The organism is Paenibacillus sp. JDR-2 (assembly GCF_000023585.1).
Lineage (GTDB): Bacteria > Bacillota > Bacilli > Paenibacillales > Paenibacillaceae > Pristimantibacillus.
The window spans coordinates 2,972,893-2,997,524 of sequence record NC_012914.1; the positions used below are offsets into that span (position 1 = coordinate 2,972,893).

General features: G+C 51.8%; 15 protein-coding genes. 14 read left to right on the forward strand and 1 reads right to left on the reverse strand.

Features of this window, described 5'->3' with window-relative positions:
* Positions 1-48 precede the first annotated feature (48 nt).
* The 13 genes from PJDR2_RS13040 to PJDR2_RS13100 all read left to right on the forward strand — a co-directional run bounded on the left by PJDR2_RS13040 (position 49) and on the right by PJDR2_RS13100 (position 22,320).
* On the forward strand, positions 49-2,232 hold the full coding sequence (locus PJDR2_RS13040) for a Sip1-related alpha-galactosidase (RefSeq protein ID WP_015844166.1): 2,184 nt from the start codon (positions 49-51) through the stop codon (positions 2,230-2,232).
* Positions 2,233-2,410: 178 nt separating this feature from the next.
* Positions 2,411-3,757, forward strand: coding sequence for a glycosyl hydrolase family 28 protein (locus tag PJDR2_RS13045; protein ID WP_015844167.1), 1,347 nt, complete (start codon positions 2,411-2,413; stop codon positions 3,755-3,757).
* A 213-nt stretch (positions 3,758-3,970) separates the two neighbouring features.
* Positions 3,971-7,477: a discoidin domain-containing protein gene (locus tag PJDR2_RS13050; protein ID WP_015844168.1), complete on the forward strand. Its 3,507-nt coding sequence runs from the start codon at positions 3,971-3,973 to the stop codon at positions 7,475-7,477.
* A gap of 80 nt (positions 7,478-7,557) precedes the next feature.
* Positions 7,558-8,679 (forward strand): Gfo/Idh/MocA family protein, encoded by a 1,122-nt coding sequence (locus tag PJDR2_RS13055; protein ID WP_015844169.1) that lies wholly within the window; start codon positions 7,558-7,560, stop codon positions 8,677-8,679.
* A complete protein-coding gene (locus tag PJDR2_RS13060; RefSeq protein ID WP_049790045.1) occupies positions 8,676-9,527 on the forward strand; it encodes a sugar phosphate isomerase/epimerase family protein in 852 nt (283 codons plus the stop codon). Before PJDR2_RS13055 ends, PJDR2_RS13060 begins: the two co-directional genes overlap by 4 nt.
* A 222-nt stretch (positions 9,528-9,749) precedes the next feature.
* On the forward strand, positions 9,750-11,141 hold the full coding sequence (locus tag PJDR2_RS13065; protein ID WP_015844171.1) for an ABC transporter substrate-binding protein: 1,392 nt from the start codon (positions 9,750-9,752) through the stop codon (positions 11,139-11,141).
* A 112-nt stretch (positions 11,142-11,253) separates the two neighbouring features.
* Positions 11,254-12,828 (forward strand): response regulator, encoded by a 1,575-nt coding sequence (locus PJDR2_RS13070; protein ID WP_015844172.1) that lies wholly within the window; start codon positions 11,254-11,256, stop codon positions 12,826-12,828.
* A 19-nt stretch (positions 12,829-12,847) separates the two neighbouring features.
* Entirely contained in the window at positions 12,848-14,683 is a 1,836-nt protein-coding gene (locus PJDR2_RS13075) for a cache domain-containing sensor histidine kinase (protein ID WP_015844173.1), read from the forward strand.
* A gap of 195 nt (positions 14,684-14,878) precedes the next feature.
* Positions 14,879-15,769: a carbohydrate ABC transporter permease gene (locus PJDR2_RS13080; RefSeq protein WP_015844174.1), complete on the forward strand. Its 891-nt coding sequence runs from the start codon at positions 14,879-14,881 to the stop codon at positions 15,767-15,769.
* Entirely contained in the window at positions 15,762-16,589 is an 828-nt protein-coding gene (locus PJDR2_RS13085) for a carbohydrate ABC transporter permease (protein WP_015844175.1), read from the forward strand. The genes PJDR2_RS13080 and PJDR2_RS13085 overlap by 8 nt, the downstream gene beginning before the upstream one ends.
* Before the next feature lie 32 nt (positions 16,590-16,621).
* Positions 16,622-18,736 (forward strand): ADP-ribosylglycohydrolase family protein, encoded by a 2,115-nt coding sequence (locus PJDR2_RS13090; protein WP_015844176.1) that lies wholly within the window; start codon positions 16,622-16,624, stop codon positions 18,734-18,736.
* Between the two features lie 24 nt (positions 18,737-18,760).
* Positions 18,761-20,404, forward strand: coding sequence for a DUF6259 domain-containing protein (locus PJDR2_RS13095; RefSeq protein ID WP_015844177.1), 1,644 nt, complete (start codon positions 18,761-18,763; stop codon positions 20,402-20,404).
* A gap of 14 nt (positions 20,405-20,418) precedes the next feature.
* Entirely contained in the window at positions 20,419-22,320 is a 1,902-nt protein-coding gene (locus PJDR2_RS13100; protein WP_015844178.1) for a beta-L-arabinofuranosidase domain-containing protein, read from the forward strand.
* A 162-nt stretch (positions 22,321-22,482) separates the two neighbouring features.
* Here the strand turns inward: PJDR2_RS13100 and PJDR2_RS13105 are convergent, their stop codons facing one another.
* Positions 22,483-23,358: an AraC family transcriptional regulator gene (locus PJDR2_RS13105; protein ID WP_015844179.1), complete on the reverse strand. Its 876-nt coding sequence runs from the start codon at positions 23,356-23,358 to the stop codon at positions 22,483-22,485.
* Between the two features lie 112 nt (positions 23,359-23,470).
* Between PJDR2_RS13105 and PJDR2_RS13110 the strand changes: the two genes are divergently transcribed.
* Positions 23,471-24,601, forward strand: a complete 1,131-nt coding sequence (locus PJDR2_RS13110; protein ID WP_015844180.1) for a glycoside hydrolase family 88 protein — start codon at positions 23,471-23,473, stop codon at positions 24,599-24,601.
* Positions 24,602-24,632 lie beyond the last annotated feature (31 nt).

Sequence of the window (24,632 nt, forward strand, 5' to 3'; positions counted from 1 at the left end):
TGTTTCGTTATTGTTAGAACATATAACGGTGCATAAGGAGTGTCGACATTGAAACCATGGTTGGAAATCGAAAGCGGCGGCAAGCTGAAGCTTGGCGGCATGACGGTATTTGATAGACTAGTTCCCTTACTTTCATTGGAGCTTGACGGGACTGCTGAAGAAAGACCGATGCTGAACCTCGCAGAGGAGCAGCGGAGTGAGGACGGCAAGCTGGCACGATTCCGTTACGAGGATCAGGAGAAGAGTATCGCGCTTACAGTGACATTTACGCATGACGGTGAAGAAGACGTTGTTGTCGGCAGTATCCATTACGAATCGGCAAGCGAGATGGTAGGCGGTAAGTGCCGTACGCTTCATGCGCGGGAAGGTATTCGGCTGCTAGCAGGCCAGCCTGGTCAACCGGATTCTGCCGCGGAGCCGAAGCAGCGATACATGGCTCTTCATCTGCATAAGGACTGGTGGACAAGACCCGCATTTGGCAGCAGTTGGTCCGAGCTTCCGCCAAGGACGCAGTCCTTGACCTCCGAACTCGGGGATGGGCGTCATATGACCATAGTGCCGATTACCGGTCCGCAGCTGAAGACGGAAATAATCGGTGCGGAAGATGAAACGGGGCTATACCTCAATACGTCAGCTTATGCTGGAGGTTATGCCAATATGGAGAGCCCCGCTTTTGCGATCGCGCTTGGGGACTCGCCGTTTGATTCCGCAAGACTTGCTATGAAATATGCACTGGAGGCTTCCGGCTCACTAGGCAAGCTGCGGGAAGAACGGCGTTATCCCGAGATGTTCGAGTATTTAGGCTGGTGCTCTTGGGATGCCTTCTACTACGATATTTCCGAGCAAGGCCTTCTGGATAAAGCGGCTGAGCTGAAGGAGAAAGGGATACCGGCAAAATGGATGATTATCGATGCGGGCTGGTCGGATGATGATGACTACGCGCTGAAATCCTTCGAAGCGCATCCGGTAAAATTCCCAGGGGGCCTCGCCCGTACAGTCGGCAAGCTCAAAGCAAATGACGGAATGCGCTGGGTTGGCGTATGGCATACGTTAATCGGGTATTGGAACGGAGTTGCGAGAAACAGTGAGCTTGCGATCAGGCATCAATCGTCTTTGACGGCGACCCGATGCGGCAAGCTGGTGCCGGCGCCTAGCGCAGCTGCTGCATTCCCTTTCTGGAACGAGTGGCACCGAAGCTTGAAGCAAAGCGGTATTGACTTCGTCAAGGTGGACTACCAAAGCATTTTAAGCAATATGCTGGGTCACTCCGGCGCAATCGGAAGCACCGCCCGGGAAGCGCATGAAGCGCTGGAAGCTTCGGTCAGCAAAAACTTTGATTCCGCTATGATCAACTGCATGGGCATGGCTTCAGAAAATGTATTCAACCGCGCGAATTCGGCGTTATCTCGCAATAGCGACGACTTCTTCCCGAACGAGCCGCAGGGCTTTGCCGAGCATGTCATGCAAAATGTGTACAATGCTGTTGTGCATGGCACCGTATTCTGGACGGACTGGGATATGTGGTGGACCAAGCACAGCGACGCTGCGGTACATTCACTGCTCCGCGCGCTTAGCGGCGGTCCGATCTATGTCAGCGACAAGGTTGGCGAGACGGAGAAGGAAAGCTTGCTCCCTCTTGTCTACTCGGACGGCCGAATTGCAAGAGCCGATCAGCCGGGGCTGCCGACGGCGGACTGCTTGTATTCGGATCCAACTGCAGGAGAGATCCCGCTTAAAGTTTGGAACAAAAAGGGCAGCCATACCTTTGTGGGAGCCTTCCATCTGCATGGAACAGCCGAGAAGCTTAGCGGCCAGGTTGGACATTCCGACCTTGCTGCCGGAACTTTCGAAGAAGATATACTGGTCTATGAACATTTCAGCAGCGAAGCGAGAGTGCTTCCGGCAACTGCAAACGGTGAGGGTTGGACGTTCGAATTGGCGCGCGGCGAAGCAAAGCTGTTCAAGGGATGCCCGCTTCATGACGGTACGGCGATCATCGGCTTGGCCGATAAGTATCTCAGCGCGGATGGCGTGCTTGAGAGTACCGGACATGAAGGACGCTGGAGCGTCAAGCTGCGCGAGGGCGGACGTTTCGTCTGGTACAGCGAAAGCCAGCCTAGCGGAGTTGAAGTGAACGGCCGGACGGCTGAAGCAAACCGGATTGGCGACCGGCTCTATGAAGTGATTACATTTGCAGGCGGAGAACCGGTTTGGATCAGTTGGCAGGCATAGGAATGAACAGGGACAGGGGCGCAAACTCGTTTGCGCCTTTTGCTGTTACATCAGGATTAGGGCCAGCACATTTAGTCATAATCAGATCAGTTAATATCCATAATCCCTTCAGTGCCTTAAGGGATTCTATTTTAATATGATAGGGTCATTGATCAAGAGAAGCTGAGGGGGAAATGACATGACATTGAAATTGCATGAGAAGCCGGAAGGGATTGCTCCTTCCCCGGATTATACGTTGAAGATTAATGGCGAGGAGGCGTTCGTCTACCATATTCCAGGCATGGCGGGCGGTGCCGTGTCGTATGCTTCCTTTGATTTTGAAGGCAAAGCAGTCATTGAAATTACTTCGGTATGGAACGTGGAGTCGGTAGAAGTTAGACCTCAATCGTATGGAATTGCATCAACGCTGGAAGGCAATACCGCAACATTCCAAATTGACCGTCCTTGTCAGCTGTTTATTAAGTGGAATGACCAGTTCGAGCTTCCTTTCTATTTATTCGCTAACGGTTTAGAGCAAGAGCCGCCGATCGACGCCACCGGGATTAAGCATTATTTTGGCCCGGGAATCCATGATGGGGGCAATATGACATTAGGAAGCGGCGAATCGGTTTATTTGGCAGCAGGCGCCTTCGTCTACGGAACCATTCATGCCGAGTTTGCCTCTAACGTGAAAATCTACGGCCGGGGTATTTTATGCGCGTCAGACATTCCGTTCGGCACCCCGGAAGGATATCCGACGGAAGTCGTCGGCTTCAACGCCTGCAGCCATATTGAAGTAAGCGGCATAACCATTATTGATTCCTTCGGTTGGACGCTTGTTGGATACGACTGCGACAACATGCTTGTGTCGAACGTGAAGATCATTAATGAACGCAAATGGTCAACCGATGGCATTAATCCATGCAACTGCCGGGATGTCCGGATTGAGAAATGCTTCGTGCGGAGCAAGGATGATTGCGTTGCGGTAAAAGGCTTGCAGGCGAGTGACCGCTTCGATTGCAACTGGTCGCCGCTGACCAATATTCATGTCGTGGACTGCGTCTTCTGGAGCGACAACAATAACGGAATTGTGGTTGGCTGCGAGAATAAAGCTCAAATTATCGAGAACATCCGGTTCGAGAACTGCGACTTGCTCAAAGTGAGCAACACTTGCGGAGATATCGCCGGTGCCCTGTCCGTCATTGCAATCGACGATACAATCATCCGTGATATTACGTTCGAGCAAATCCGGATCGAGCATGCGGCGGGTCCTCTGTTTAATGTCTTTTTTGCGGAGAGCATGTTCAGCGGTTCAATTGTAGGTTCGTTCAAGCCTGAAGGCGGCGTCATCGACAATATCAAGTTTCGTTCCATCAGCGTAACCGGCGGTCCAGCGCGCCGCTCTTATATTCGGGGCATGGGCCAGAAGCGGATGATCAGCAATGTAACCTTTGAGAGAATATCCATTCATGGAGAGAGCGTCAAGACACCGGAGCAAATGAAGCTTGTTGTCAATGCATTCACCGAAGGGGTTCGGGTCCTTTAGCCCCTATAGATACTGCAGTATTCACCTTTAATTAATCCAGCGTTTCTGTAAGGTTATTCTTCTATACTGGTAGCATCCCGCTCATAGGAGCGCCGGTATAGGAGGTGACTCGTGCTTGTTGATTAAAAAGGAATACTGGAGGAAGGTGAAATGAAAACGCATACAAGGTCAGTCTCGCCATTAGCTTGTCCCAATAAGAGAGGAGCTTTATTGATGAAGACAAGATTATCCGGTAAGTCGCAGCACTTGAACAGCAGGATAAACAAACTGGCCATTACTCTTATAGCTTGCCTGCTGCTTGCAGGTTTTGGAAACGTATCAAGCGTTTTCGCGGAATCATGGACACCGGTACCATTAGTAACGGCCGCAACCAAGAACGCCGGCAATATGGGTGGAGAAGGCGCGCAGTGGCCCATCTACATGACCGTATCGGAATCCGACCCGAACTTTATGCTCTACGGGACCGATGTAGGAGGCATGTTCAGGAGCACGAACGGCGGCGCAAGCTGGGAGCCGTCTGGCAATGGGTTTGACTCAGGCGGTGCAACCGGCATGCAGATTGACCCCTTTAATGCGAATCGTGCCATTGCCATTGGCGCCTATTCCATGCCGCTTTCGTGGAATGGGTTATATCTAACGACGAATAAAGGAGCAAGCTGGACGCGAACCCGCGGCGAGAATATCGCCGGATACCGGGATACTCGGGATCAAATTGCCTATGATCGCAGCAGCTATGATGCGGCAGCCGGCTATACGAAAGTAGTGTACTGGAGCAGAGTCAGGCATGATTCTTACAACTGGGGAACGCCAACGATTGATCCGAATATCTACAAATCAACCGATGGGGGAGCTACCTGGAACGTGCTTGCTAGCTCTGCAGATCCAGCCGGAGGCGATATCGCGGTTCATCCAACAAACGGCTGGGTGTACGCGGCAAGCGACAACGGCTTTTATCGCAGCAAGAACGGAGGGGTCAGCTTTGACCGTCTGCGAACTTCCGCCGCGGTTGATATCGAAGTGATTCCATCCCAGCCGAATACGGTATGGATTACGCAGGACGACGGCATCTACAAATCGACGGATAGCGGGGATTCCTTCACGAAGGTTAGCGGATCAACCTGGCCGGCGGCTTATCCCAAATATTTGGCGGTTAGTCCCGTTAATCCGTCCAACATGATGATATCCGAAGAGACGGATGATTGGACCGTTAACCGCCATTACCGTTCAACCGACGGAGGAGTAACGTGGTCTCTTTCTCAAAACATTGACAGCTCGAACAGCTTTATTCCGCTGAATCTTCGGAGCTCCCATTTTGTTTGGAGTCCGACAAATGGCAATACCGTCTGGGGCTTTGGCGGCGATGTCATCCTGAAGAGCACGGATGCAGGCGCGAACTGGCAGTGGGCCAATAACGGCAACAACGGCATCATGACCGGCGGACTGATGAATTGGAGCACGCAGGACGGCAACGTCATGTATATGTCCGCGCAGGACTACAACGGCGGATTAACCACGGACGCGGGTAACACGTGGACTTACGTCGACCCTAACAGCAACGGCTGGGTATACGGCGGTTATGCGCTTAACAATCAGATCATGTACGGCGGATACGGGCATGGCAGCTACTCGCTGTATGTGACAAGGAACGGGGCAACAAGCGGTTGGACGAATACCGGTCTGCCGCTATACGGCATGCAGATATCCTACAGTGATCCTGCCGATTCTAATGTGCTGTTCGCTTGGGAATACCGAAGCGGGGACGGCGGCCAGACCTGGAAGCCGCTTGCCGGAGCCAGAGGCGTATTTACCTCCAATCCAACCGGACAACGAGAGCTGTATGGCTCTTATGGCGGCGATGTAGTTACTTCCTTCGATAAAGGCCTTACTTGGTCGACGGTTGTATCGCTGCCATCGGGTGAAGGCGTTAGAGATATTGCCTACGATCAGAAGCGCAACCGGCTGTTCATCGCTTCTACCGCAGAGAAGCTTTACCGATTCGAATCGGGCGTTCTGACGGATATCACGAGTCATATTCCGGCCGATCAGATGGGCAACCGGTGGATATGGTCTGTCGCCGTTGATCCGGGCAATCCGAATATCGTGTACAAAGCAGGCGCGGCCAATATTTATCAATCCGATGTTTCTGCCGCCCGATCCATTGACGGAGGAGATACATGGCAGTCGCTTAATCTCAGTCCCCGATTCAACAATAGCGCATTTGGCAAAAGCGGAGGCATTGGAGCATCTGTCGTTCGCGTGAATCCAGTAACGCATGAAGCTTTCTTTGGATCTGTCTGTTATGGGCTGTGGAAGATTGGAGCTCCTGCAGGTGTCAGCGTTCCGGCTCAAGGACCGGCGGCACCTGCCGTACAAGGCCAAAGTGTATTGTACGCGAATGATTTCCAGAGCAATTCGGCTGTCGACTGGACATTTGCTTCGGGCAGCGCCGGCAGCGGCCAATTGCAATTTTACGATTTCAGCGGCAATCGAATGAAGGCGATTTATGACGGCCAGTCCTTCAGCGGCGACTATCGCTTCTCTGCTGATGTAACGGCGCATGGGGCTGCCTATGCCAACGTATCGCAGCTTGCATTCAATTATCAGAATGACAGCAATTTTTATTATCTGAGCGTAGGCGGCGGAGATAACAATACGGTTGAACTGCACAAGGTCGTTAGCGGTAGCGATTCTACCCTAGCTGTTTATTCCAGCAGCTGGCCGGTTACCGACAAACGCATTACGTACGACATTCAGGTAAAGCAAGGTAATTCCATTACGGTCACCGGCATTCGCGACAATGTATCTACGTTGTTGTTTGACCATGTATCCGATTCATCCCTTCAATCTGGCAAAATCGGATTTATGGGCATGTGGAATGCCTTCGAGGCCGACAATGTGCTCGTTACCTCGGCAGGCAGCTCTAATGCGACAGGCGAATTGAACCGCTTCGGATGGACGGCAACCGCAACGGACAGCTATTACCAGCGTCCTGCATCGAATGCACTGGATGGCGATAATAATACATCCTGGACATCTGGCGTATCGCAGGCAAGCGGACAAAACTTCATTGTAGACATGAAGTCCGTCCAGAATTTTGACCGAATCGAGCTTGATCTCGGCACGGCGAACAATGATTATATGCGAGGATATAATTTGTATGCTTCCAACGACGGTGCCAACTGGGGCAGTCCAATTGCCAGCGGTGTCGGCGTAGATCCGGTGACGACCATTTCTTTCGCCAGTCAGTCTGCCCGGTACTTCAAAATAACCTTAACGGGAGCAAATGGTTATTGGTGGTCCATTACTGAATTGAAAGTATTCAAGACTGTCGCCTTAAACCGAACGGGCTGGTCAGCCGCAGCGACAAACTCCTATTATTTGCGTCCGGAATCGAATGCATTGGATGGAGATTCCTCGACCTCCTGGACATCGGGAGTTTCCCAAGCGAGCGGGCAGACCTTTGTTATCGATATGAAGGCGGCCCAGACCATTCGCAAGCTTGTGCTTGATCTTGGAACGGCGAATAACGATTATATGCGGGGTTATGAGGTGTACGTTTCCAGTAACGGAACGAATTGGGGAAGCCCTGTCGCCTCCGGAGTGGGATTAAATCCGCTTACGACAATCTCGTTCTCTCCGCAGACGGCGAGGTATATCAAATTTCAGTTAACTGCGGCAAACGGGTATTGGTGGAGCATAACAGAGCTTAACGTGTATTAAGAAGTGAATCTGTGGATGATGCCGGGTGACTGGCATCATCCGTTCAAGTTGTTTCGAGACAGGGAGAGGGGAATAGACAGATGTGGGAACCGATATTGAAGAAGGAAGATTATAAGCCAGGGCCGCCGCAAGGCGTCGATCTGAATAAGTATGGAATTGGCATCATTGGCTGTGGAGGAATCGTTAATATTGCCCATCTGCCAGCCTATAAGATGGCGGGCTTTAAAGTGACAGCCTGTTGTGATGTAAATGCCGAGGCGGCACGCAGCACGGCCGAAAAGTTTGATATCCCGTTTTGGACAACCAAGGTGGAAGAGCTTCTGGAACGGGAGGACGTAGCCGTTATCGATATTGCCCTGCATCCGCCTGCCCGGCTGGAGGTCATGAAGCTGATTGCCAAGTCACCTCGGCCGGTTCTTATTCAGAAGCCGCTTCATTTCGATCTGCCGCAAGCGCAGGCGATCAGCGAGGTTGCGAAGCAAGCCGGCATTATGCTTGCCGTTAATCAGCAAGCGCGCTGGGTATCGGGTCACAAAGCGATGAGGCATTTACTTGACCGCGGAGTAATCGGAGAGGTCTATAGCATCCAACATTTTATGCGCTCATATCAGGATCAGCCGGGAACCTGGTATAAGGATGTCAAACACTTCAACATTCTTGATCATGGCATTCATTATTTGGACTTGAGCCGTTACTTCGCATCCTCTCCTGCGGCAGGCAGCCGCGAATGGACTAGACTTCATTGCACAACCGCGATGCTCCCTGATCAGAACGGAATCGATCCGATGATCTATTCCGCTAATGTGGAATTCGGCGAGGTTGGAGGAAGGGCTCCTCTGATGGCCAGCCTGCAGTTCAATAATATCGTTCGAGCGTCCAAAGCCCATAAATTCACCTGGTGGATTGACGGCTCCGAGGGAAGTATGTGGCAGGACGGCGATCTTTATATCGCTAGAGCCGATGATCCGCATTCGGTTATCCGAATCGAAACGGAAGGAAGCTGGTTCCCGGATGCCTTCCAGGGGCCGATGTCGGATCTCATCGCGGCGGTCGATGAAGGGCGCAAGCCGGAAGTAACGCCGGAGGATAACTTCAATACGGTGGCGATGACATCCGCTATGGTGAAGTCGAGCGAGGAGGGCCGCGTTGTAACCCGAGCAGAGATGCTGGAGCAATTAAAGCAAGGAGTGAATCAAGCGTGAGGAATCAAGGTATGGAATATGGTGCCTTATGCCATGAATTCGAGGGTATATCGATTGAAGAAACCGCAGAGCGAATGAGGGAAATCGGGTTCACGATTGTGCAGTTGGATCCTCGCGCGGCTAATGTTTCATTAGGCGAGGTTCTGCCCTCTCCTGAACGTGCGCAGCAGGTAAGGCGTATTTTTGAAGCTCAAGGTATTCGGATCGCCGCGCTTGCCGGGTATTCTAATCTCATGGACTGCAATCCGTCCAACCGGGAGAAGGTGCTGGAGGTCTTTGAAGGAATGATTGCCTTATGCGAGCATTTCGGAACTCCTTATATCGCGACGGAAACAGGCGGTCTTGATCCTATTAATCCCTGGGCGAATAGCCCTCTTAACCACACGGAGGAAGCTTGGAATGAGCTTGTTCCTATCCTTCGCAGGCTGCAGAGCAAGGCGGCTATGCATAATGCCGTTATTCTGCTAGAAGGTTATGTGAACAATGTGCTCTCTACGACGGATAAAGCCAAACGGATTATAGAAGAGTTAGGAATGAACGGTTTGGGGTTTGTGCTGGATCCATTCAACTATTTGAATCCGGAGGACTTCGACGATCAAAGACAGGCATTCGAGCGCGTGTTCGAAGCCATCGGCGCTTATTCGCCAATCGCCCATGCGAAAGACGCCGTATGGATCGACGAATGGCTGGTTACGCCTAGAGTTGGAACGGGTGTTGCAGAGTGGCCAATCTATGCAGAGCTGCTCCGTCAGCACAAGCCGGACATACCGCTGCTGCTTGAGCATATGAAGCTGGAAGAGGCACAGGAAAGCTTGCGGTTTGTCCAAGCGGCATTACAAATAAATTGACATGCTTTCCGAGTCAGACAGCAATTTTTGCAGCGGTGGTATAAATGTGAAGGGCTGGACAGGCCGCGATGGCTTGTCCGGCCTTTCGCCTTGTTATACGTTCCCTTCCCCAAAGTGCATAATATTGTGTACCCGTTCATAATTTCAGGACATACTTTTGCCTATTGAAATCGGATACATTTAGGTGGCAAGATATATAAAGTTGCCGAAAGGGGTATTTGAATGAGACGGAGACTTGGGAAGAAATCGTTGCTGCTGCTCGTTATGGCTCTCATGATGGTTGTGACCGCTGCTTGCGGGGGAGGCAATAATTCGAAAGACAATAATGCCGGCCAGAGTACCGACAAAGGAAAAACAGAGAGCTCCTCGTCGGAACCGGTGACGCTTACTTTCGCCATGCAGGCGAATGCCAACGAGATCGCAGGCTGGACAGCCATGATTGACGCGGCGAATAAGAAGCTGAAGGATGACGGTAAGAAAATAACGATCAAGATCGAGAAGATCAATACTTCGACCTGGCCGGAATATTATCAGAAAGTAACCGCTCAGATCGCTGCGGGCAAATCGCCGGACCTTGGCCGGATTGCCGAATCGTTTATGCCGCAGATCATCAAGAAGGATCAAGCGCTCGATATTACGGATATGATGAAATCCCTGGATTCCAGCAAATACTTCGAGAATACGTTCAAGAATGCGGGCTTCCAAGACGGCAAGTATTACGGACTTCCTTCCGGTATTTATTACATGCTCATGTATTACAACAAGGATATGTTCAAGGCAAAAGGAATTGCGGAGCCGTCGCATGACTGGAACAATGCCATCTCGTTCTCCCAAGTAAGAGACATTGCAAAACAATTCACCGAAGGCGAAGGGGCCAAGAAAACGTTTGGCCTGTCGGCAGGACCGTTCCTCAGCTATGCGGGCGGAATGTTCTCCCTGTCGAACGGCGGCAAAAATATTTTCAATGACGATCAGACTCCGGCAATTCAAGAACCGGCTACGAAGGAAGTGTATCAATGGTTCGACGATATGCTGCGCGTGGATAATTCCGTGCCGCGTCCGACGGATACAAAGATTATGGGCGGCTTCGATATGTTCAAGGCCGGTCGCATCGCCATGGCGATTGACGGTACGTGGTATGCCGGCAGCGTGAAAAACGACATCAAAAACTTTAACGTAGGCATCGCGGCTATTCCGGCAGGCAAAGGACAAGCTTACTCTTCGCAATTTATTGATAACTTCCTGATCTGGAAAGGCACCAAACATCCGCAGGAGGCATGGGAAGCACTGCAGGCAATCTACAGCAAAGAGGCATGGGAAGCTCTTGCGAAAACGGGCGTAGGCGGCCTTCCGATCCACCGCGAAGTGTTTGATGAAATCAAGCAAGACCTGTTCGGCGACAAAATCTCCGTTGAAGATATGGATACATTCACAAAGGCATTGGATCACACCGTATCCGTCCCTTATAATTCTTTCTATGAAGAAGCGGACCAAAAGATCAATGCACAGCTCGACACTTGGCTGCTTGGTAAAATGTCGGTCGACGAGTTCCTGAACAAGGCTTCTCAGATTCTGACGGAGACCAAAGAAAAAACCGATCAAAAAGCAAATTGAAGAAAGAGACGAGGGAGGATAGATTCCCTCGTCTTTTCTGACGAATAACGGCTAGACAAATAGAAGCATCACGATGGCCGTATAGGGCCAATTCATTTCAGGGGGAAACAGCATGTACAAAGTATTGATCGTGGATGATGACGGATTGATCCGGGAAGATGTTCAAACCATGATGGATTGGCGCGAGCACGGTTACGATATCATTGGCGAAGCCGAGAACGGCAAGGCTGCCCTCAAGCTGATCGAGCAGCATGATCCCGACATTATCCTGACTGATATTTACATGCCTGTAATGGATGGCATCGAGCTCATCAAGCAGGTGAGAAGCGCAAGGCGCAAAGCCAAAATCGTGGTCATGAGCAATTATGACGATTTCGCTTCCGTCAAGGAAGCGATGAAGTACGGCGCATCGGACTATGTGCTGAAGTATAAGCTTGACCCGGATGTGCTGCTGGATTTACTCGGACAGACGAAGAAGCTGCTGGCGGCGGAAGCCCGGGAGTCCGAGCAGCAAGCCCAGCTGGAAAAGATTAGACAGGTCGGACAAACCGCCTTAACTAATCAATTCTGGTCGGATTGGCTGAGCGGCGGGATGACAGCCGAAGATTATGCGGAGCGGGCTGCCCGCTTGGGCATTCCTCATGCGAAGGGAGTCTGGGTTCCCGTGCTTGTCCAGGCGGATAAGCTTGAACGGGAAGACGTGCTAGCCATAGCCGGCCAGCAGGAAGAATATGCGGACGCGGTGAAAGTCGGGGAGAACGAAGTTATTTTACTTATTTTCACGGTGCAGAGAAGTTATTTGCTGCTTAAGCAGCTTCAGCATGAGATTTCTTTGCGGTTGGTGTCCGGTCTGATGGATCGGCACGGTATGGTGGTAAAAGGCGATATTTGCATGCAGCCCTCTGATTTACGGAAGCAGCTCCAGATTATGAAGGAGAAGCTGTCGGATGTGTTCTACGAAGGATACAAAGCGCTTATGGACACCAGCACTCCAGCGGCGCCAAGAGCGGGGACAGTGGATACTTTCGCATTTGATTCATACGAACTGGCGATCGTGAAGGCGGTTCAGGCGGCGGATGGAGAATACGCGACGGAGCAGCTGCAATTGCTCAACCGTTATTTGGCCGGCGCGCGCTTTGAGCCTCTAATGGTCCGCGAAGCCCTTCGCAGGCTTGGCGAACAGCTGATTCGCGCAATGAAGAACAAAGGCTTTACGCCGGTCGAAGAGGTGAATCCCGCTGCGCTGAAGGAGGCTCTGCTTGCCGAACATGCGACATTAAGCTCTCTGATGAAGCTGCTGATTTCCTTAGTAGCGCAATTTGTGGAGCACCAGCAATCCGGCAACCGTTTAGCCGATTTAAGACTGGAGATCCGTAACGCAATAAGCTATATGGAACAGGGGTATGCGGACGATATTTCGCTAACCGACGTATCCAATCATGTAGGTCTCAGCAAAAATCATTTCTGCAAATTGTTCAAGCAGGAGACCGGCGATAATTTCATCAATGTGTTGAATAAAATCCGAATAGAGAAAGCCAAGCTATTCATTATGCAGCCTGACAGTCGGGTGAAGGATATCGCAGGCAAAGTAGGCATGGATAATTACCGCTATTTTTGCCGGATTTTCAAGCAGATGACAGGACTTCGGCCTACGGAATACAAACAATCGGCGAATCAGGTCCGCTAATGCGAGGGGTAGTTCTGACATGAAGCGAATCCGTTTCCTGATTGATTGGGCGAACCGGTTGTATCAGCAGCTGGAAGGCAGTCTGAAATATAAGCTTATCGTTTTTTTTATCGGCATATCGATTATCCCTTTGGCGGTAGTTGGATATTTGGTCAGCACGAAATCATCCGATTTGGCGGTTAAACGGGAAACCGAAAACGCCCTTAACCTGAATAATACGAAGATGAGCGCGCTCGACCGCTCCTTTAATGAGATCGAGTTTATGCTCGGCGACTTGGTTACGAACTTCAATACCACGTATTATCTGCAAAATATTGACGCTACGAATTACGAGTCAGACCGCGCGTTTTCGGTCGTGTCGGAAGTGGGCTCCCGTCTCGACAGCATCATGACCAGCAAGCCCGGACTGTTTGATGCCGTTCTCATTATCCCGAGCGGGGACGTTATGCCGTTTCTGCGAGGAGTGGTCAAAGGCGGCGAGTTGAACAATTTCAAGAGTTTGCCTGCTTACGCCAATACCGTCAACATCCAAGCCAAAGCAGTATGGCAATATTCATATGGGAACGATGGGCAGGAGCTTACCGTCTCGGAAAGCGTGGTGGAACCGTTCAGCGACGAGGTATTGGGGGTTGCGGTCTTTGACGTCAATGCCGAAATGCTCTTTGACGAGCTTAATGCGAATACGCTGGCCCCGGGCGAATCGATTCAGATAGTGACGGCCGATCATAAAGTCATATATGATTCCGACCGGACAAAAATTGGAGAAACCGTCCATATCGGAGAAGAGAACGCGAGAATCTGGCAGACGGCGAGCGGCAGCTTCAAAGAGACAGCCAAGCAAGGAGATGCCGTTGTCTCTTACCGTACCTCCGATATTAACGGCTGGAAAATCATATACAAGATTCCATACGACAATATCGTCAGAGGAGTTAGTCAGATATCGCGCATGATACTGCTTGTTACCTTGATTGTGGGTTGTTTTGCCTTTATTGCGGCCTTGTTGCTGTATATTCATTTGTACAAGCCGATTGCCCAATTGATTAAGGCGATGAAAAGATTTGAAATCGGGCAGCTGCAGGAGAGGGTCGAGCTGGATCGTACCGATGAGTTCGGGAGACTAGCCCGGGCCTTTAATTATTTGGCTGAACGGGTCGAGGTCTTGATTGAGGATGTAACGCTGGAGCAGAAGGCGAAGAAGGAGCATGAGATCCGTGCTTTGCAGGCTCAGATCACCCCTCATTTTTTGTACAATACAATCAACTCGATCAAGTCGCTGGCCAGAATGAACCGCCCGAAGGATATCGAAGCGATGTCCGGTGCCTTGATTGACCTGCTTCGTCTCAGCGCCAACCAACAGACGGACCTTATCCGAATCGTGGACGAGTTGAATTATGTAAGCAGCTACGTGACAATCATGCAATACCGCTACAGAATGCAGCTTGAATTAGATCCCCGAATTCCGCCCAGACTGCAGGCCTGCGGCATTCTGAAATTCTCGATCCAGCCCATTGTGGAGAACTGCATTATCCATGCCTTTGACCCGGAAATGACGGAACGGCGCATTCGAATCGAAGCGTATGAAGAGGAGGAGAAAATCCGCATCGAGATCAGCGATAATGGAAGAGGGATGGATGCCGGGCAGCTGGAGCGGCTTGCGGGCAAGCTTAGCTCGGCGGCATCCATGCCGGCCCGCGATCATAAAGGCAGGCTCCATATCGGGGGAATGGGACTCCGAAATATCCACGAGCGGCTGAAGCTGCATTACGGAGAGCCGTATGGCCTTGAGTTCGTCAGTCGGCTAGGCGAAGGAACGACCGTTATTATGCATATTCCCTATGTACAGTTAGACGGATAGGTGAAAAGACAACAGCAGCAGCTGCCCGATTGAGGGCGGCTGCTTTTTTTGTTCCCGGACGTTCTGCAAGATTGATAATATTGTGCACCACCTCATAATATCCACTCGTTACGATTGCGCTTTCAAACCTTTAATCTTAGAGCATGGCGCTAAAGCAATAGAAAAAAATGACGCACAGCTTAAAGGAGTGAAGACATGCAAGGCGCATCGAAATTAAACAAGCGTGAGAACTTCTGGGGGTATTTGTTCATCTCGCCGCAGATCATCGGACTATTGTCCTTTGTCCTGTTCCCGGTCGCGATGTCGTTCTACTTAATGTTCACGGAATGGGATTTCACCAATGCACCGAAATGGACAGGCACGGACAACTTTAACGTGATTTTCCATGAAGAGAACTTCTATTACGCCCTTCGGAATACGCTCTACTTCGTTCTAGGGATTGTGCCGGTAACGACGGTCATCTCGCTAATTATGGCTCTTCTGACGAACCGGGCGATCAAAGGGCTATCCATCTACAAAGCGGCGTTCTTCCTGCCGATGGTCACCTCATCCGTTGCCATCGTGCTCGTATGGTATTGGGTGTTTGCGCCGGATATCGGGCTGCTTAACAATTTCCTTGACGTTATCGGCATTACGGGTCCCAACTGGCTGACCGAAGCCTTCTGGGCAAGAATCGCGATTGTCATTATGAGCACGTGGCAGGGAATGGGCTATTATTATCTGATTTTCCTCGCCGGACTGAAAGGCATCCCGGAAGATTATTATGAAGCCGCGGAAATAGACGGCGCGGGCAAGCTGCGGAAGTTTTTCAACATTACGCTGCCGCTCCTGTCCCCGACGACCTTCTTCATTATCGTAACGATGCTCATCGGCGTGTTTAATCTGTTCCAGGAAAGCTTCATCCTGACGGGCGGCGGTCCGGCCTTCTCGACCTACACGCTTGTCATGTACATCTATGATCTGGCTTTCCGTTACTTCCGGATGGGCGAAGCCGCGGTTGTGTCCGTCGTGCTGTTCGCCATCGTGCTGTTGGTCACCTTTATCCAGTTCCGACTTTCCAAAAGGTGGGTGAATTACATTGAATAGCTCCAAACGCGGCAATCTCCTGATTCATGTCATTCTCATTATCGTTGCCTTGACGACGGTCTTCCCGTTCTATTGGATGATTACGACTGCCGTCAAACCTAGTGATGCGATCTTCCAAGTTCCGCCCCAAATGTTTCCCAAACACTTTACATGGGATTACTTCCCGAAAGTGTTCGAGCTTATGCCAATGGCGCTTGCTTATCTGAACAGCATGAAGATTGCCGTGCTTGTAACGGTAGGGACGCTGCTCACAAGCAGTATCGCGGCGTATGCATTTGCCAAAATTCAGTTCAAAGGAAGCAGCATGCTCTTTGGCGTTTTCCTTGCCACGCTTATGATTCCGGGTCAAGTGACTTTGATCCCGCTGTACATTCTGTTCAGCAAAATCGACTGGATTGATACGCATCTGCCGCTGATGGTGCCGGCTATCATGATCAACGCTTATGGCGTATTTATGATCAAGCAGTTTATGGGCAGCATTCCTAACGGCTATATCGAATCGGCCAAAATCGACGGCGCAAGCCATCCTCGCATTTACTGGCAGATTATGATGCCGCTCTGCAAGCCGGCGATTATTACTCTTGGTTTGTTCACGTTTATCGGCAACTGGAACAACTTCTTTGGTCCGCTGATCTTCCTGAACAGCGAGAAGAAATTTACGGTTCCGCTTATTATCTCGTCCTTTAAAGGCGTATACACCGTGGATTGGGGCCTCCTAATGGCAGCTTCAACGGTAGCGATCGTACCGATTATCATCTTGTATCTGCTCACGCAAAAATATTACGTACAGGGCATCGCAATGTCCGGGATGAAAGGATAATTGCCCTGCCTGTAAAAGGAGAGCAGAAAAAGATGAAGGTTGGTATAAAAACGATCAGCGCCGCATGCGCGGCCGCTATTGCGGTGGCGGGCATCGGCTGGTGGACCGCATCGGAGCAGAGCGGGCAGGAGACCCGCTCCATCTCCCGCGATGCTTATTACGACAAGACGCTTGCGGGCATTATCGGGCAAATTGGCGGTGTGTTAACGGGATACGAATTCGTATCCGAAGATCCGCTTCCCGATGAATGGTTCGGCTGGATTCAAGGGCCCTATAGCGGCAACAGCGCTTTTATCCAGCAGCCCCAGAACGACAGGCTGTTCGAGGAACGAGGACAAGCGGTGATCGGGTCCGATGACGATTACCATATCGATTTTTTCAACCAGCATATTCTCGATGTCCACGGGCCGGACGTATCCTATTCGGATATGAAGGCGGAATGGCTGGAGCACGACGTGAGCGATTGGGGAGGCGGCGGAGCGGCCATGGCCAGCATGAAGACGTTGGACCTTCTCCCTCCTCTGACGGGCCTATCGGAGTTCAATGATTTCTACTGGGTGACGGAAGCGTATATCGAGAACGACACTTTGGGAATGAACGCTCCGGGCATGCCCGTGACGGCCGCGGAACTGACGGAGAAGTTCGCGAATATCTCCGGCGAGTATGACGCCGTCCTATGGGCTAAGCTGCAAGGCACGATGTATTCGCTTGCGTATTTCGAACCGGATGCCAGAAAAGCGCTGGATCAGGCTGCTGCGGTTTTGCCCAAGAACAGCTGGCCTTATCAGGTTTATATGAAAGTCAAAGCCTTGCATGAGGAGAATCCCGACGATTGGCGCTGGGCACAAGGCGAGCTGCGCAATTTCAAGCGAATGGTGTACGGCTGGGACAACATTCAGGTTATACCCGATATTAACAACGCCCTTGCCATGCTTGCCATCCTGTACGGCAACAACGATTACACGGAGTCGGCCAAGATTGCTTCGCTTGCGGGTTATGACGCCGATTGCACGGCCTCCTTCGTCATGGGCTTAATGGGGATCGCGAAAGGGATGGACGGCGTTCCTCAAGAGGTGAAGGATGCGATTTATGCGGATGGCCAGGGGATCTATGTCAATGACCCCGAATTTACGCCTCACTTAAACGCCAATTATCCGGAGGAGCAGAAGCTGACCGACATCGCGGCGCTGTATCGGAAGAATACGGAGCGGATGATTGTCTTCAAAGGCGGGAGCGTCGAGGGAGACCGGTATGTTCTTCCCGCAGAAAAGCTTCATGCCGCGAAGGTTGTTCCGGTCCCGAACGCCGATTTCGAGAAAGGCACGCTCGAAGGATGGACGGCCTGGAACGGAACGGATGATCCGTCTCAAATTTATGCGCAGAACAACGGTTCAGCCTTATCGGGGGATTGGATGGGGCGGATCGATGTCAACGAGGAAGTGCCGGAAGGCAAACTCTATGTCAAGCTGAGCGGACTGAAAAAAGGCCAGACCTACCGGGTCAAAGCCTATTTGACAGCCGATGACGGCCTTGAAGCAAGGTTGTTCGCCGATGAATACGGCGGTCCGTACCGGTTTGCATCGGTGAGCAATAGGGTAGGCAAATACGCCGCGCGCACCTTGCTGTTCACGGCGGATCGCCGGGCGGCAATCGTAGGATTGCATGTGCCGGCGGGGAGCAAAGGGAATTTGTCCGCCACCATTGACGACCTGACGGTAGAGCATGTAAACGCGGAAGCTTCCGTATCGGTTGAAGCCGAGGCAGCCAAGCTCACCGGATTCGAAGCCGTAAGCGGAAGTAAGGAAGAAGCATCCGGGGACCGGTACGTTCGTCTGCCGGACGGGGCATCCGGGGAAGCGATATTCCAGGATCTCGAGGTTGAGGACGCGGGAGAGTATGTCTTGATCATCCATTATGCGAATCCTTCCGGCGAGATGCCGGGCATGAAGCTTTCCGTTAACGGAGCGTCCATCGCTACCGCATGGTTCCCGCAGACGGGCGGATCGGCTATCTTCTCCGATAACCGGATGGAGCTTCCCGTTGCGCTGAAGCAAGGAAAGAACAACATCGCATTATCTTCAATCGGACAAGCTCCGTTGATCGATCGGATCGAGATTGCAACGGCTCCGAAAGCCGTGAGCAAATAAATAAAATTAGTGGAGGGAAATGCCATGCAAGACGTCAGCTTCGAACTTAAACATCCAACATTCCAGTTTTACGGACATACCTTTACGCTTTATATCCACACCTTCGAGAACGCGTACGGGCTGGACGCCGACCGCTGCCGCGTGACCCGCGACGAGAATTCCATGACGATTACGGCAGATGGCCTCACTTGGGCAAACGGTCAGGAAAAAGCGGAAGGCAGCGCGGTTATTCACGTCTATAAATCTACCGATGGCCAAAGCGTCCGCTTTCGTGTGCAAGCCAGCGCCGGCAGCAAGAAGCTCCGCAGCGTGAAGCTTCTGCTGGAAGGAATCGCGGACGGCGAGGTTATTAATCTCCGCGAAACGCCTTCCAAAGCCATTGAAGGCTCCGGCCTGCTGCTCCATTATCCGGAAGGCTGGCGCAACTTATATACGCCGCTTGTTGTCATGAAGACATCGGAGGACCGCTTGTTCTATTACCGCTCGCTTGACTCCACCGTTCGCGACAAACGGTTTGCTTTCCTACGAACAGCCAAGGGACTGACGGCAGAGTTAATCTTCGAGGAAGACGCGGTACGGATGCAAAACGAGGTCGTTGTCCCGGAATGGGAAATCGGAGAGTGCCCGTCCTTGGAAGCGATCAGCGCTTTGCATCACCGGGAAACGGAGAAGCATTATGATCTGGAGCCATGGGAGACCAGACAAGACGTGCCCGCATGGGCGCGCGAGATTTCGCTGGTAGCCGCGATTCATATGCAGCATTGGAACGGGTATATCTTCAATGACTACAAGAAAACCGGGGATACGCTGGAATGGCTTGCCGAGCGTATGGATCCCAAACGGATTCTCGCTTATTTGCCAGGGTGGGAAGGCCGTTATTACTGGCAATACGGCGATTTCCGCCCCGATCCGCGTATGGGCGGCGAAGCGGGTTTTGAGGAACTGATGAGCAGAGCCAAGAAGCTTGGCATCCGCGTCATGCCGATGTTCGGGATGAACGTCGTGAATCCGGGTCTCGAGAATTTCGAGCAATGGGGAGCTCCATCCCGCGCGCATACGGCTGGCGGATTCCCGATTACGGGTTCGGTTGACTGGGACGGATCGAGGCATTACGACCATGCTTCCAATGCGTTTCTTAATCCCGGAGCGCCGGGATGGCAGAACCGCCTTGCCGGACAAATCGGCAAGCTGATGGATCGTTACGGCTTTGACGGCGTCTTCCTCGACATATCGGCGGCTTGGATGAATGACCCTTATTACCACTATTATGAAGGCTTCATAGAGCTTTGCCGCAAGATTCGCGAGAACCGGCCGGATTGCCTTATCGCGGGCGAAGGCTGGTACGACGCAGCCGGACTTGGCACGCCGCTTATGCAGTCCGGCCATACGGACGGAGTCATGCATTGGCATGACGAGCCTTATGCTCCATTATTCGAAACGTACAACCGCAGCTTTGGCCATTTATGTCTTGGCGCACCGGGCAAAGGCTCTACCGGCGTGCATGAACATGGATATAATCCGGATTACAGACGCGCGCCAATTCGCAAAGCCATCATTCCGACCGTTACCATAGTGGACGATACGCTGGAGACGGCAGCCGATGAGGTTGAATCCATTATTGCTGACGCCAAAAGCTATGCAGACCAATTCCTGACGATTACGAAATAGAGGAGTCTAAAGCCATGACAATAAAAATCAAACGCAAACCAACAACGCCGGTTCCTAATCTGGCTCCGCTAAGACCAGCAGCCTTAATGAGCTTGCCGCTTGGCGCGATACGCCCGAAAGGCTGGCTGAAGGATCAGCTGCAAATCCAGCTGAACGGCTTTACCGGCAAGCTGCCGGAACATTGGGAGGACCTGAACGCGAACAGCGGATGGCTGGGCGGCAGCGGCGAAAGCTGGGAACGGGGACCTTATTATGTGGACGGACTGCTCCCGCTGGCTTACGCCTTGCAGGATGAAGCCTTAATCGATAAAGCGCAGGCATGGATCGAATGGACGCTTGGCAGCCAGCGCGAAGACGGGCAATTCGGACCATCCACCAATGACGACTGGTGGAGCCGCATGGTCATGGCGAAGGTGCTTACCCAGCATCAGGAAGCAACGGGCGATGAGCGGGTAATCCCGTTTCTGCTGAACTACTTCCGTTATCAAGCCGCGCATATTGACAAGCGGCCGTTAACCGACTGGGCAGAAGCGCGCGGCGCCGAGAACGTGCTCATCCTTCAGTGGCTGTATAACCGGACGGGCGAGGCTTTCTTGCTGGAGCTTGCGGAAAAGACGCAGAAGCAGACCTTAGGCTGGACCGAAATTTTCTCGAACTTTCCGTACTGGCGCTACCAGACCAAGTTTGATCACCGCGTCCATGTCGTGAACGTCCTGATGGCGCTCAAGGAACCCGCGCTCCGCTATTTGCAGACTGGCGATGCCAAGCATAGCGAAGCGCCTTACCGCGGTATTGAGAGTCTCATGAAATATCACGGACAGGTTCACGGTCTTTGCTCGGGGGATGAGTGGCTGGCAGGAACAAGCCCCACGCAAGGCGTTGAATTATGCGCGGTCGTGGAATATATGTTTACGCTGGAACAGCTCGTACGAATTTATGGCGACGGCTACTTTGCCGATATATTGGAAAAGGTGTCCTTTAACGCACTCCCTGCAACAATCTCCGCGGATTGGACGAGCCGGCAGTATGTGCAGCAAGCCAATCAGATCAAGTGCACGCAGGAGCACCGCAATTGGACGGAAAACCGCGATGACGCCAATATGTTCGGGCTGGAACCAAACTTCGGCTGCTGCACGGCCAACATGCATCAAGGCTGGCCGAAGCTTGCCGCGCATCTGTGGATGGCTACGCCTGATGGCGGTCTTGCCGCCATCTCTTACGCTGCATGCGAGGTAACGGCAACCGTGGCTGATGGCGTGGAAGCAACCGTTAAAGTCGCGTCCAGCTATCCGTTCGAAGAAGGCGTTCAACTATCGGTTCAACTGTCCGAACCCGCCGTATTTCCGCTGAAGCTCCGCATTCCTGCATGGTGCAAGGAGCCTGCGGTCATTGTGAACGGAGAGGTTCAGGAGCTGGACGTTCAAGCCGGATTCGCAACCATTGAACGGTTATGGCATTCCGACGACAACGTGATGGTGCTGCTGCCGATGAACGTGCAAGTTGACCGCCGCGGCAATGATGCCGTCAGTTTGTCGAGAGGACCTCTCGTATACGCATTGCCTATCGCCGAACGTTGGTATAAGCGCTATGGCAGCCTGCCATTTGCCGACTGGGAAGTGTTCCCGGATGATAACAGCGCATGGAATTACGGTCTGCTTCTGGATGGTGCCAATGTCGATCAGGCTTTCGAAATCAAGAAAAGTCCGATGACGCGGCAGCCGTTCCTTGCTCAGAATGCCCCGGTAAGATTAATCGGCAAAGGGCGGCGAATTCCGGAGTGGAAGGAAGAGCAGCATTCGGCGGGCGAGCTGCCGTTAAGCCCGGTCAAATCATCCGAGCAGGTGGAGACCATCGAGCTTGTGCCATATGGCAGCGCAAGGCTTCGCATTGCGGAATTCCCGGTCTTATCGGAATAAAATAGCATGATCCTAAGCTCCTGCCGAGCCAATTGGCCGGAGCTTTCGGCAGGTTGATACCTATAAAAGGATGCCACGTTTATCATCCATTAATAAGAAAAGCTGCTGGGGGAGCGCGATCGGGATCCTCCAGCAGTTTTTTTGCATGCGGCAGCCAAGAGACTACCGGTAAGTATGCTTGATAGCGCTGCGGTACAAATGGGGCGTTACCCCTTTATGCCTCTTAAACAGCTGGGAGAAATACGGCGCGCTAAAGCCGCCAATCATTCGACCGATTTCGTTAATGGAATAATCCGTATTCTCAAGCAGCGCGCAAGCTTCGCGAATCCGGCGTCCGGCCACGTAATCGGAAATGGTCATTCCGGTCTGCTGCTTGAATAAGTGCGATATATGGTATGAGGATAAATGAAGCTCCCGGGACAGGGATTCCAGTGAAATCGTCTGACGGTAGTGCGTTTCGATCCAGTCTAGTATTTTCTCGACGTGGCCGGAGTTTTTATCCATAGAGGCATGCGTATCTCCTGATTCAAATACATGCAGTTGAAGATGCTTAATCAGGGATAGAAGAAAAAGCACCCGATCCTCTACGCTTGGCTCGCCTCCGGTAAGAGTTCGCATTTTATCATAGTCCGACAGCAAATTCGCTAAAGTCTTGTCTTCGCAAAACGTAAATACCTGGCGCCTGAGCAAACCGTACATTAATCTTCGCAGAAAAGCTTGCATTTTGGGATATGGCTGCAGGTAGGGATCCAATATGCGGGCATCAAAGGTCAGGTTGGTTCTTATATAGGTAGCGCCTTCCTTTAACGGAACGTCTACTTTATGAAGCTGGTAGGGCTGAAAACAAAACAACATGTTATCCTCAAGCTTATACTGCTGGCTTTCAAGCGTTACCGTGCCGGATCCTTCGTGGATGTACAGCAGCTCAATCCCTTGATGCGCATGCAGCATCAGCCAATTCTCGTTGCGGGTTTCATATCTATGAGTAAAGGAAAAAGCGTTAGCACCAAGATCCATAGGCTGAACAATTGTTGGCATAACGTACCTCCCGGCAGGGCTAAAATCGCAATTTAGCTACATTATAGCACAACTTGCCTTAAGCCTAAGAGATTTATAATGAGGCTATAAACCTTATCGGGAGGGCATCGAAATGTGGAAGAAAGCCATTGAAGATACGCTGCAAGTTACTAGAGCCAATATCGAACGGTTTGGAAGCAAGTTCCCGCATGTTAGCGAAAACAGCAGCGGCCAATACGTACTTATTGAAAATGAAGGCTGGACGGAGGGCTTCTGGCCCGGAATTCTGTGGCTGAGCTATGAGTATTCCGGAGACCGGGCTTACCGGGAAGCAGCCGTACAGACGGTTAATAGTCTTGGTAAGCGGCTCGAGAACAACCTGAGTCTGGATCATCACGACATCGGCTTCTTGTATTCCTTGTCCTCGAAGGCTCAATGGATTTTAGAGAAAGACGAAGCTGCCAAGCAAATAACGATAGATGCCGCCAAAGTACTGATGAAGCGCTGGCGCGAAAATATGAATATTTTGCAGGCCTGGGGACCAAAGGATGATCCTATTAACGGCGGCCGTATTATAATTGACTGTATGATGAACCTGCCGCTGCTGCACTGGGCTTATCTGCAGACCGGGGACAAGTCGTTCAGAGAGGCCGCGGAGCAGCATACGGAGATGAGCCGCCGCTTCCTTGTACGCGGAGACGATTCCTCTTACCATACCTTCTGGTTTAATCCCGAGACCGGCGATTCCAACCGGGGAGGAACCCATCAAGGCTTTAAAGACGGTTCGACCTGGACGCGCGGGCAGGCGTGGGGGATCTACGGCTTTGCGTTAGCTTATCGTTATTTGCGTAAGCCGGAGTATCTGGAGACGGCCAAGCGGCTTGCCATCTATTTTGCAGATCGTATTCCGGAAGATGGCGTAGTGTATTGGGACTTTGACGCGCCTCAAGTGCCTGAGACCAAAAGAGACAGCTCAGCTTCGGCTATCGCGGCATCCGGCATGCTGGAGATTTGCGGCTTCCTGCCCGACAATGATCCCGTGTACAAAAAGCTGATGCAAGCGGTAAACCGCTCCATGGAAGGACTCGTCAGCCATTACTCGACGAATGGAGAGAAAGAAGCGGAAGGCTTCTTGAACCGCGGTTCATATTCCGTACGCACAAATACATCGCCGGACGATTATACGATTTGGGGCGATTATTTCTACCTCGAAGCGCTGATGCGCCTTGATAAAGGCATCCCGGGTTACTGGTACGAACGTTAGACTTAATTAAAATGGCAATAAAGACAAGACA

Excerpts from the sequence above, each read along its gene's own strand:
- PJDR2_RS13100 (WP_015844178.1), top strand. The coding sequence starts at position 20,419 with ATGACAATAAAAATCAAACGCAAACCAACAACGCCGGTTCCTAATCTG.
- PJDR2_RS13070 (WP_015844172.1), top strand. The coding sequence starts at position 11,254 with ATGTACAAAGTATTGATCGTGGATGATGACGGATTGATCCGGGAAGAT.
- PJDR2_RS13050 (WP_015844168.1), top strand. The coding sequence starts at position 3,971 with ATGAAGACAAGATTATCCGGTAAGTCGCAGCACTTGAACAGCAGGATA.
- PJDR2_RS13110 (WP_015844180.1), top strand. The coding sequence starts at position 23,471 with ATGTGGAAGAAAGCCATTGAAGATACGCTGCAAGTTACTAGAGCCAAT.
- PJDR2_RS13045 (WP_015844167.1), top strand. The coding sequence starts at position 2,411 with ATGACATTGAAATTGCATGAGAAGCCGGAAGGGATTGCTCCTTCCCCG.
- PJDR2_RS13080 (WP_015844174.1), top strand. The coding sequence starts at position 14,879 with ATGCAAGGCGCATCGAAATTAAACAAGCGTGAGAACTTCTGGGGGTAT.
- PJDR2_RS13065 (WP_015844171.1), top strand. The coding sequence starts at position 9,750 with ATGAGACGGAGACTTGGGAAGAAATCGTTGCTGCTGCTCGTTATGGCT.
- PJDR2_RS13055 (WP_015844169.1), top strand. The coding sequence starts at position 7,558 with ATGTGGGAACCGATATTGAAGAAGGAAGATTATAAGCCAGGGCCGCCG.
- PJDR2_RS13105 (WP_015844179.1), bottom strand. The coding sequence starts at position 23,358 with ATGCCAACAATTGTTCAGCCTATGGATCTTGGTGCTAACGCTTTTTCC.
- PJDR2_RS13090 (WP_015844176.1), top strand. The coding sequence starts at position 16,622 with ATGAAGGTTGGTATAAAAACGATCAGCGCCGCATGCGCGGCCGCTATT.
- PJDR2_RS13095 (WP_015844177.1), top strand. The coding sequence starts at position 18,761 with ATGCAAGACGTCAGCTTCGAACTTAAACATCCAACATTCCAGTTTTAC.
- PJDR2_RS13075 (WP_015844173.1), top strand. The coding sequence starts at position 12,848 with ATGAAGCGAATCCGTTTCCTGATTGATTGGGCGAACCGGTTGTATCAG.